At 74.6% G+C, this 9,706-nt stretch carries 8 protein-coding genes; 3 read left to right on the plus strand and 5 right to left on the minus strand.

What is annotated here, in order from left to right:
- The first annotated feature begins 1,221 nt into the window (after positions 1 to 1,221).
- From rsmG to ACFVXN_RS16290, 3 genes are read left to right on the plus strand one after another with little or no spacing between them, the layout of a single operon-like run.
- Entirely contained in the window at positions 1,222 to 2,094 is an 873-nt protein-coding gene (gene rsmG, locus ACFVXN_RS16280; protein ID WP_389234752.1) for a 16S rRNA (guanine(527)-N(7))-methyltransferase RsmG, read from the plus strand.
- On the plus strand, positions 2,091 to 3,077 hold the full coding sequence (locus tag ACFVXN_RS16285; RefSeq protein ID WP_389234755.1) for an AAA family ATPase: 987 nt from the start codon (positions 2,091 to 2,093) through the stop codon (positions 3,075 to 3,077). Before rsmG ends, ACFVXN_RS16285 begins: the two co-directional genes overlap by 4 nt.
- Positions 3,074 to 4,168 carry a ParB/RepB/Spo0J family partition protein gene (locus ACFVXN_RS16290; RefSeq protein WP_389234758.1) on the plus strand — a complete coding sequence of 365 codons (1,095 nt, stop codon included), beginning with the start codon at positions 3,074 to 3,076 and terminating at the stop codon, positions 4,166 to 4,168. The genes ACFVXN_RS16285 and ACFVXN_RS16290 overlap by 4 nt, the downstream gene beginning before the upstream one ends.
- 8 nt (positions 4,169 to 4,176) lie before the next feature.
- Here ACFVXN_RS16290 and ACFVXN_RS16295 read toward each other — a convergent pair whose 3' ends face one another.
- From ACFVXN_RS16295 to ACFVXN_RS16315, 5 genes are all read right to left on the minus strand, one after another.
- Positions 4,177 to 5,139: a D-alanine--D-alanine ligase gene (locus ACFVXN_RS16295; protein WP_389234761.1), complete on the minus strand. Its 963-nt coding sequence runs from the start codon at positions 5,137 to 5,139 to the stop codon at positions 4,177 to 4,179.
- Positions 5,140 to 5,223: 84 nt separating this feature from the next.
- Positions 5,224 to 6,561, minus strand: coding sequence for a PLP-dependent aminotransferase family protein (locus ACFVXN_RS16300; RefSeq protein WP_389234764.1), 1,338 nt, complete (start codon positions 6,559 to 6,561; stop codon positions 5,224 to 5,226).
- Between the two features lie 97 nt (positions 6,562 to 6,658).
- Entirely contained in the window at positions 6,659 to 7,000 is a 342-nt protein-coding gene (gene trxA / locus ACFVXN_RS16305; RefSeq protein ID WP_389234767.1) for a thioredoxin, read from the minus strand.
- A 7-nt stretch (positions 7,001 to 7,007) separates the two neighbouring features.
- The gene (trxB, locus tag ACFVXN_RS16310) at positions 7,008 to 8,069 is read right to left on the minus strand and encodes a thioredoxin-disulfide reductase (protein WP_389234770.1); all 1,062 of its coding nucleotides are present in this window, start codon (positions 8,067 to 8,069) and stop codon (positions 7,008 to 7,010) included.
- An 81-nt stretch (positions 8,070 to 8,150) separates the two neighbouring features.
- Positions 8,151 to 9,509, minus strand: coding sequence for a hypothetical protein (locus tag ACFVXN_RS16315; protein WP_389234773.1), 1,359 nt, complete (start codon positions 9,507 to 9,509; stop codon positions 8,151 to 8,153).
- Positions 9,510 to 9,706: the final 197 nt, after the last annotated feature.

Here is a 9,706-nt window from a genome sequence, read left to right on the forward strand (position 1 = left end):
GCGGCCCCTGAGTGCAACGTCTCGAGTGGATCCAGAGGGAAGAGCGGCTGGGTCGCGTGGAGTCCTGTGACTCGCGTCGCGCCTGGCGCTGAGCAGCGAAGAGCCCGGGCCTGCGGTACCCCCGCCGTTCCACGTGGAACCAACTGACGTCACAGGGCGGACGGCAGCGTGTCTGCGGCGATCACGCGGAGGGGAGTGGTCGCCGTGGGCCCCGCGTGGCGACGCGCGAGGCTGAGTCGGACGCGGACGGGCGGATCAGGACGGGGCCGCCCCCGTACGCCAGGTCGTGAGCGTGCGCCCGGCACGCCCGTCGATGGCGCGGCGGCCGGTACACCAAGCCGAGACGCGACGAGTGACCGACGGCGAGTCGGCTGGGGGCGTCGGTCGCCGTGCGATGAGCGGCGCCGGGATCGCGCACCCCGGTGTCCGCGCTCCGCGGCGGTCTTGGGTGCTGGTGCTCGAAGGGTCTCGCGGCGCGGGCTGCGGGAGCGCCGCGCCGGCCTGTGCCGACCGTGCGGGGGACCTCGGTGCGACGTGTTCCACGTGAAACGGAGCCGGGGTAGTCGGTACAGGGTGCGTCGGACCGTCAGGTCATCGGGCGCACCTATCGAGCGACCCTCGGGGCGATACTCTGCGGCTCCGATCGCGCGTCACGACGATCGCTCCGGTTCTGGTTCCGGCATGGGCCCTGGTTCCGGCTCCTGTCTCAGTTCCGGTTCCGGCACCGACACCGGCGCCGGCGTGGGTACGGGCACCGGCTCGCCCGACCGGCCGAGCGCCGCGCGTCCCACTGACGACAGGCGAGTGGCCGACTGGCGACTGGTGTGACGACGACAGGCCGATGAGCGACGGTGTCGATGACGACTGCCCGACGTGCGACGGGGTAGGTCACCAGCTGGGCCAGATGTGCGCGAGGCCGGATGACCGCGTCGTCTGTGAGCCGGACGCGCCCGACCATCTGCGGCCGGGCGGAACGTGCGCCCTAGGTCATGGGCGGCAAGCGCCCCGGAGGGCTTGGGTGCGTTCCACGTGAAACATCCACCACCCGCCTCGGGCGCCAACCTCCGCGCCTCTGCCCGGGGGCCTGCCCAGCACGCGGCGATGCGCGACCCCCAGCGGGCCGCTTTCGGAGCCACCGCCTGCCCGGGCGGTGCGTCGGCTCAGCGTGCGCGGCGGCGCGCATCGGTCCCGTTCCACGTGAAACACGTACGCCGCGCGCCGGTGGACGACGACGGCGGAGACAGTCCTGCGGGGTACCGTTGGGGGAGTGCGCCGCGTTCTCCTGACGACGGCGCGCCCCACCACGAACCGAGCCAGGGGAGAGCTGTGCGGTCTGAGTCGGCGTCCCACCAGGACCGTGACCCGCGCGAGCTCGAGGTCGACCCCCTTGACGGCGATGACCGCCTGCCGAGCCTCTTCGGCGCCTCCTGGCCTGCGGTCGAGGGGTTCCACGCGATGCTGCGTGACCAGGGCGTCCTCCGCGGTCTCGTGGGCCCTCGTGAGGTCGGTCGCCTCTGGGAGCGGCACCTCGTCAACTCGGCTGCTGTCGTCCCGTTCCTCCCGGAGTCGGGTCGGATCGTCGACGTCGGCAGCGGCGCAGGGCTGCCCGGAGTCGTCATCGCGGCGATGCGGCCCGCGTGCGAGGTGATCCTGCTGGAGCCGATGGAGCGCCGCACGGACTGGCTCTCCGAGGTCGTCGACGAGCTCGGCCTCGACAACGCCCGGGTGCTCCGCGGGCGTGCTGAGGATCTGGCGGGCGAAGTCGATGCCGACGCGGTGACGGCACGGGCCGTCGCCTCGCTGGACAAGCTGTACGGGTGGACCCTGCCTCTCCTGCGGGTCGGTGGTCGGGTGGTCGCGCTGAAGGGTGGCCGCGCGCAGGTCGAGGTCGAGGAGGCAGCGGCCATCGGGCAGCGACTCGGCGGGGGACCTGCCGAGATCCTGACCGCACCGACGCTGGCGGGCTTGGACCCCACGAGCGTGGTCGTCGTCGAGAAGACCACGCCCGGTACGGCGCCGGCAAAGACTGTTTCACGTGGAACAGAGAGCGGGTCGCGGCGGTCGCGACGCTCGACGAAGGGATCGCGCCCGTGACCACGGACCCCACCCGCTGGACGGACGACGGGGAGGAGCGCCGTCGGGCCGCACTCGTGGAGAGCCTGCCGTCGGCGGACGACGACACGCCCCTGATGGCGGAGCTCCGCCTCGACGCGCGTCGTCGCATCGAGCTGCGGGGGAGGGTCTTCCCGAAGCCGGACCGGACCCGTGTCATCACCGTCGCGAACCAGAAGGGCGGCGTCGGCAAGACCACGACCACGGTGAACCTGGCGGCTGCCCTCGCGCAGTCCGGGCTCCACGTCCTCGTGATCGACAACGACCCCCAGGGCAACGCGTCGACCGCGCTCGGGATCGACCACCGGTCGGGGATCACCTCGGTGTACGACGTCCTGGTCGACGGCGCCCCGATGGCCTCTGCCGTGCACCCGTGCCCGGACGTGCCGAACCTCTGGTGCGTCCCCGCGACGATCGACCTGTCGGGGGCCGAGATCGAGCTCGTGTCGATGGTGGCGCGGGAGACCCGTCTCCGGAACGCCCTGACCGCGTACCTCGAGCAGCGGGAGCGCGACGGCGAGCCCCGGATCGACTACGTCCTGGTCGACTGCCCGCCGAGCCTCGGACTGCTCACGGTGAACGCGTTCGTGGTCGGTGACGAGGTCCTGATCCCGATCCAGTGCGAGTACTACGCCCTCGAGGGTCTCAGTCAGCTGCTGAAGTCGATCGAGCTGATCCAGGCCCACCTGAACCCCGTCCTGCACGTGTCGACGATCCTGCTCACCATGTACGACGGGCGGACCAACCTCGCGCAGCAGGTCGCGCGGGAGGTGCGTGAGCACTTCCCGACGAAGACGCTGCGCACCACCGTGCCGCGGTCCGTCCGCGTCTCGGAGGCGCCGTCCTACGGGCAGACGGTGCTGACGTACGATCCGGGCTCGAGCGGTGCGCTCGCCTACCTGGAGGCAGCGCGAGAGCTCGCCGAGCGCGGCGTCGCCGCGGACCGGCAGAAGGAGGACGTGTGAGCGAGAAGCGGCGTGGGCTCGGACGGGGCCTGGGGGCCCTGATCCCGACGGGTCTGGAGACCCGGAGCGGCGAGGGCAACCGACCCGTCGACGTCTTCTTCCCCGACCGGAACGCGGAGCGGGCGGCCGAGGCGGCGCGAGAGGTCGCCGACAACGCTCTGACCAGCGAAGACACCGCTCAGTCGGCTCCCGAGAGCAGCGCGGTGTCCAGCGCGGACGGCGCCGAGGTGACCGCGACGGCGCCCGACGCCGACAGTGACGGGCTGCTGCCCGTCCCGGGCGCGACGTTCGCCGAGCTCCCGGTCGGTGCCATCCGACCGAACCACAGGCAGCCGCGCTCGGTGTTCGACGAGGACGCGCTGGAGGAGCTCGTCGGGTCGATCCGCGAGATCGGCGTGCTCCAGCCCGTCGTGGTGCGCGACGTCGGCGACGGCTACGAGCTGATCATGGGGGAGCGGCGCTGGCGCGCGACCCAGGCGGCCGGCCTGACCACGATCCCCGCGATCATCCGGCAGACCGACGACTCCGACCTGCTCCGCGACGCGCTCCTGGAGAACCTGCACCGGTCCCAGCTCAACCCGCTGGAGGAGGCGGCGGCGTACCAGCAGCTGCTCGACGACTTCGGGTGCACCCACGACGAGCTCGCGACCCGCATCCACCGGTCCCGTCCGCAGATCTCCAACACGCTCCGCCTGCTCCGCCTCCCGCCGTTGGTGCAGCGCCGCGTCGCTGCCGGTGTGCTGTCCGCCGGGCACGCCCGCGCGCTGCTCGGCCTGAGCGACGGCGCGGCGATCGAGCGGCTGGCGCAGCGGATCGTCGCCGAGGGCCTGTCCGTCCGGGCGGTCGAGGAGATCGTGTCGCTCGGCGGCGAGGGCGGGACGCCGAAGCCCAAGCGCCGCACCCGCGCCGGGGTGCGCAACGAGGCGCTCGACGAGCTCGCGAGCCGGCTCTCCGACCGGTTCGAGACCCGAGTCAAGGTCGACCTCGGCAAGCAGCGGGGCAAGCTCACCGTGGAGTTCGCCTCGGTGCAGGACCTGAACCGCATCCTGTCGAGCCTCGCACCCGAGGACCCGGGCGTGTTCCGGGGCTGACCTCCCGGTCAGGCGTCGGCGAGGCCCGCCTCGACCAGCTCCCGGTACAGCGTGGGGAGGTGGTGCCCGCCGGCCTCCGCGGCCTGCGGGAACAGCGACGTCTCGGTCATCCCGGGCGCGACGTTGACCTCGAGGAACCACGGCCGGCCCTCGGCGTCCACGATCAGGTCGGTGCGGGACAGGTGCCGCAGGCCGAGCGCGCGGTGCGCGGCCACGGCGACGTCCGCGGCACGGGCGGCGACGTCCTCGGGCAGCCGTGCGGGCGCGAAGTACTCGGTCCGGCCGGGGTTGTAGCGCGCGTCGTAGTCGTAGGGCCCGTCGGTGACCACCTCGACGGCGGGCAGCGCCACGGGCTCGCCATCGAGGTCGACGACGCTGATCGCGAGCTCCGTGCCCTCGACGGCGCGCTCGATCAACGCGGTGTCGCCGTAGGCGAAGCACGTGACCATCGCCCGGGGCAGGTCCTCGGCGGTGCGCACGAGCGTGACGCCCAGCGCCGAGCCGCCGCGGGAGGGCTTCACGACGAGCGGCAGGCCGAGACGGGCGACCACGGCGTCCATGACCCGACCGGCGCCGAGCTCCCGGAACAGGCTCTGCGGGAGCGTCACGAACTCGGGGGTGTCGATCCCGGCACGGGTCACCGACGTCTTGGCGATGGGCTTGCTCCACGCGACCCGGCTGGCACGCGGCCCGGTGCCGAGCGCGCGCAGGCCGAGCAGCTCGAGCACGTCCCGGACAGCCCCGTCCTCGCCGCTGGCGCCGTGCAGCAGCGGCCACACCAGGTCCGGCCGGGTCTCGGTCAGCGCGGGCACGAGGTCCGCGTCGACGTCGTGCACGGACACCTCGACGCCCGCCGAGCGGAGCGCCTCCGCGACCCGGCGCCCGGACCGCAGGGAGACGTCGCGCTCGTGGGACAGCCCGCCGGCGAGGACGACGACGCGCGGGGTGGCGGGGACGGAGTCGTGCGGCACGGGTGGAGGCCTCCTGGGCGGGTGGCGGCGCGGGCGGCCGCCGCTGCGGGTGGGTGCGGGGTGGAGCCGGACCGGCGGACGCGGTCAGGCCAGGTCGGGACCGGGTGACTGCACGTCGTCGCCGGCGCGCGCCCCGCCGGTGCCGAACAGCGACACGAGCTCGCTCTCCCCGGCGACCACCCCGGCGAGCCGGCGCACGCCCTCGCGGATGCGGTCGGGCGTGGGGAAGCAGAACGACAGGCGCATGTGGTCCGCGCCCTGCCCGTCCGCGTAGAACGCGGTGCCGGGCACGTAGGCGACCCGGGCGGTGACGGCGCGCGGCAGCATCGCCTTGGCGTCGAGGCCGTCGGGCAGGCGGACCCAGGTGTAGAAGCCGCCGTCGGGGACCGTCCACGTGGCGTCGGGCAGGTGCTCGGCGAGCGCGCCGATCATGGCGTCGCGCCGTTCGCGGTAGAGCTCGCGGAACGCCTTCACCTGGCCCTTCCAGTCGCAGGTGGCCAGGTAGCCGCTGATCGCGAGCTGGGAGGCGTTGGACGGGCAGAGGATCGCCGACTCCGACGCGAGGACCAGCTTCTCGCGCACCGCGTGCGGTGCCACGGCCCAGCCCACCCGGTAGCCGGGGGCGAACGTCTTGGAGAAGGACCCGAGGTAGATGACCCCGTCGTCGTTCGTCGACCGCATGGCGGGCAGCGGGTCGCCCTCGAAGCCCAGCAGGCCGTACGGGTTGTCCTCGATGACGAGCACGCCGTAGCGCTCGGCGATCTCGAGGACACGGGGCCGGCGCTCCAGCGACAGCGTGACGCCCGCCGGGTTGTGGAAGTTCGGGATCGTGTAGAGGAACTTCACGCGGCGTCCCTCGCGCGCCAGGGACGCCAGCGTCTCCTCGAGCGCCTCGGGGACGATGCCGTGGGCGTCGAGGGGGACGTGCACGACGTCGGCCTCGTAGGCCCGGAACACACCCAGGGCACCGACGTACGAGGGTGCCTCCGCGACGACCACGTCGCCCGGGTCGATGAACAGTCGGGTCACGAGGTCGAGCGCCTGCTGCGAGCCGGTCGTCACGACGACGTCGTCCGGGTGCGCGTCGATGCCCTCGAGGCGCATCACCTCGAGGATCTGCTCGCGCAGCCCCTCGTCGCCCTGGCCGGAGCCGTACTGCAGGGCCGTGGTGCCGCGGGTGGCGACGACGCGCTGGGCGAGCTCACCGATCACGTCGAGCGGCAGGCCCTCGAGGTACGGCATGCCCCCGGCGAGGGACACGACCTCCGGGCGGTTCGCCACGGCGAACAGCGCGCGGATCTCGGAGGCGCGCATCCCGTGGGTGCGCTGCGCGTAGGCGCCGAGCCACCGGTCCAGGCGGGTTCCGGCGGCGGGGGTCGGGGTGGGGCCCGACACGTCGCCGGGCCGCGGGGTCGCGGTCATCTCCCGAGTGTCGCACGGCGCCCGCACGCCCCCGGGGTGCGTCCACGACGGGCGCGCCGCACGTCCACGGGACCCCCACGCGGACGGCCGGGCGCGCTCAGCCCGCGGCGATCTCCGCGAGGGCGGCGTCGAGCTCGGCCGCGTACGCGCGCTTCTCCCGCGCGCCGACGGCGGTGCGCACCAGCTCGCCCTCGTGGAACACGTACAGGGTCGGGATCGACACCACCCCGTAGCGCCGGGCGAGCTCGGGCTCGGCCTCCGTGTCGACGGCGACGAACCGCAGCCGTCCCGCGTACACGTCCGCGAGCTCGGCGAGCACCGGCGCCACCATCCGGCAGGGCACGCACCAGGCGGCCCAGAAGTCGACGACGACCGGGAGCGGTGACCGGAGGACCTCCTGCTCGAAGGTCGCCCCGGTCACCGCCGGCGCGGTGCTCATCGTGCCGTCAGTGCCCGGCCGCGGCCGCGGCCGCGGCGGTGTCGGCGCCCTGGGCGGCCAGCGCGTCCGCGCCGTCGACGTCCGCGGACGCGACGGCGGCGGGGATCTCCGACGGCGACGCGGGGTCCACGTCGCCGAGCGCGGCCAGGAAGTGCTGGGCGTCGAGCGCGGCGGCGCAGCCCGAGCCGGCGGCGGTGATGGCCTGGCGGTAGGTGTGGTCGACGGCGTCACCGGCCGCGAAGACGCCGGGGAGGTTGGTCCGGGTGGAGCGGCCCTCGACGACGATGTAGCCGTTGTCGTCCAGGTCGACCTGCCCGACCAGCAGCTCGGTGCGCGGCACGTGGCCGATCGCGACGAACACGCCGGTCGCGTCGTGGTGCCGGGTCTCGCCGGTCACGGTGTCGCGCAGGGTGACGCCGGTGACCTTGTCGGCGCCCTCGATGCCGACGACCTCGCTGTTCCAGGCGAACTGGATCTTCGGGTCCGCGGCGGCGCGGTCGGCCATGATCTTCGACGCCCGCAGCTCGTCGCGGCGGTGCACGATCGTCACGGACTTGCCGAACCGCGTGAGGAACGTGGCCTCCTCGACGGCCGAGTCGCCGCCGCCCACGACGATGATGTCCTGGTCGCGGAAGAAGAAGCCGTCGCAGGTCGCGCACCAGGAGACGCCGCGGCCGGAGAGCCGCTTCTCGTCGTCCAGGCCGAGCTCGCGGTAGGCGGAGCCGGTCGACAGGATCACCGCGCGGGCGCGGATCGTCTCGCCACCGCCGGTGACGATCGTCTTGACCGGGCCGGCGAGGTCGAGCGACACGGCGTCGTCCCAGAGCACCTCGGCGCCGAACCGCTCGGCCTGCTTCTGCAGGTTGTCCATGAGGTCCGGGCCGAGGATCCCGTCGGGGAAGCCCGGGAAGTTCTCGACGTCGGTGGTGTTCATCAGGGCGCCACCGGCGGTGACGGAACCCGCGACGACGTAGGGGGCGAGGCCGGCGCGCGCGGCGTAGATCGCCGCGGTGTACCCGGCGGGGCCGGAACCGACGATGACGATGTCGCGGACGGGGGTCTCGGTCACGGTGCTTCCCTCGGAGGTCGGGGTCGGGCTGATGCCCGGACAACAGATGCCGGGCGCGGGATGTTCCGCGCCCGGGTGCGGTCAGGAGACCGCGAGGCCGGAGATCTCGATCTTGTTCGCGCCGTCCGGGGTCTGGGACAGCGAGGTGAACCACAGCACGATGCTCTGCGTCTCGGTGGGCTGCGCCAGCGTCAGCACGGTCTGCGGGCTGGCCAGCGCGCCGCCGGCGAGGACGTCGCCCGCCGTCGGGTTCGCGGCGTCGGTGGCCCGGACCTCGACGTTGCCGCCGGTGCCCGTGCCGTCGATCGTGATGGTGCTGACGGTCGCGGGTGCCTGGAGCGTGATGACGAGGCCGACCGCGTCCTTGAAGCCGGCGAAGTCCGCGCGGTTGTAGGTGTGCGTGTACCAGGTGGTGGCCGGGTCGCCGTCGGTGATCCGGCCGACCAGCTCCTCGTGCTCGCCGTCGCCGTCGGAGGGGTCGATCGAGTTCACGCCGACGACCACGGGCGGCGCGGTGGCCGGTGCGGGCTCGGCTGCGGGGTCCCCGCCGTCGGCGGGCGCCTCGGCCGGCGGCGCGGTGGCGGTGACCGCAGGCGTGCTCTGCGCGGTGCCGTCGTCCGAGCGGATCGGCTTGAACACGTTGCCGACCGCGATGACGACGCCGATCACGACCGCGATCGCGACCGCTCCGAGCACCCACCGGGTCGGGTCGAACCGCTGGCGGCCGGGCTTGTCACCGGGCTGCTCCGCGGAGAAGGGCAGGTCCCAGTCGGGGCGCCCGGGGCCGCCGCCGTCGGAACCGGCGACTCCGCCGACGGACGCCGGGGCGGTGGCGCCGACGGACGCCGGAGTGGCGGGCGCCTCGTCGCGGGGCGCGGCGTCGGCGACCTGCGTGCCCGTGGCGGGCGTCGTCGCCGTGGCCGCGGGCGTGGTGCGGCCGAGGGCGGACGTGGAGCGGCGCACCGGCGAGGCGGCGGCTGCGGGCGGCTCTGCGGCAGCCGGGGACGGGCCGGGCGTCACCGAGGTGATGCCGGCGACGGCGAGGTCGGCGGGGCGGGCGTCGTCCCCCGCGGTGGCGGGCGTCGCGGGCTCGGCGCCGGTGCCGTTGCGGGCGGGCGGGATCGCAGGGGGCGCGCCGGCATCCGCCGGGGCCGAGGTCCCGGACGACGGCACCTCGGGCGTCGGACGCGTGGAGGTGCGACCCGTGCCCGCTGCCGGCGAGAACGACGCGGAGGTGGGGATCGCGGGCGGCGGCGTCCCGGGTCGGCGGGTACCGGGTCCCTGGGGCCCGCCGAACGCGGACCGCACGGACTGGCGGGCGACGCCGGCCGCTGCCGCTCCGCCGACCGCCGCGGCTCCGGCAGCGGCACCCGTCGGGCCGGCGGCGTCGGACGGCGGGGTCGTCGGCTCCGGGCTGGTACCGGTCGTGTCGTCGCTCATCGGGCTGCTTCCCGTCGGAGGTGCGGTGGTCGTGCCGGTGGTCCCCGGGGTGGGGTCGTGCGGGCGCGCGCCCCGGGGGGGGGGGGCGGGGCCGCGGCCCCCCGCGGCGGCGCGGGAGATAAAGTCGGCGCGGACCGCCCCCCCCGGGGCGAGCGCGCGCCCCCCCACGCCCCCGCGGGGGGGCCCCACGGCGGGCG

It is taken from the genome of Cellulomonas sp. NPDC058312 (genome assembly GCF_042880135.1).
Taxonomy (GTDB): Bacteria; Actinomycetota; Actinomycetes; order Actinomycetales; family Cellulomonadaceae; genus Cellulomonas.

What these genes read in the sequence shown, in the direction of transcription:
- ACFVXN_RS16315 (WP_389234773.1), bottom strand. Translation starts at nt 9,509, where the DNA reads ATGAGCGACGACACGACCGGTACCAGCCCGGAGCCGACGACCCCGCCG.
- ACFVXN_RS16300 (WP_389234764.1), bottom strand. Translation starts at nt 6,561, where the DNA reads ATGACCGCGACCCCGCGGCCCGGCGACGTGTCGGGCCCCACCCCGACC.
- trxA (WP_389234767.1), bottom strand. Translation starts at nt 7,000, where the DNA reads ATGAGCACCGCGCCGGCGGTGACCGGGGCGACCTTCGAGCAGGAGGTC.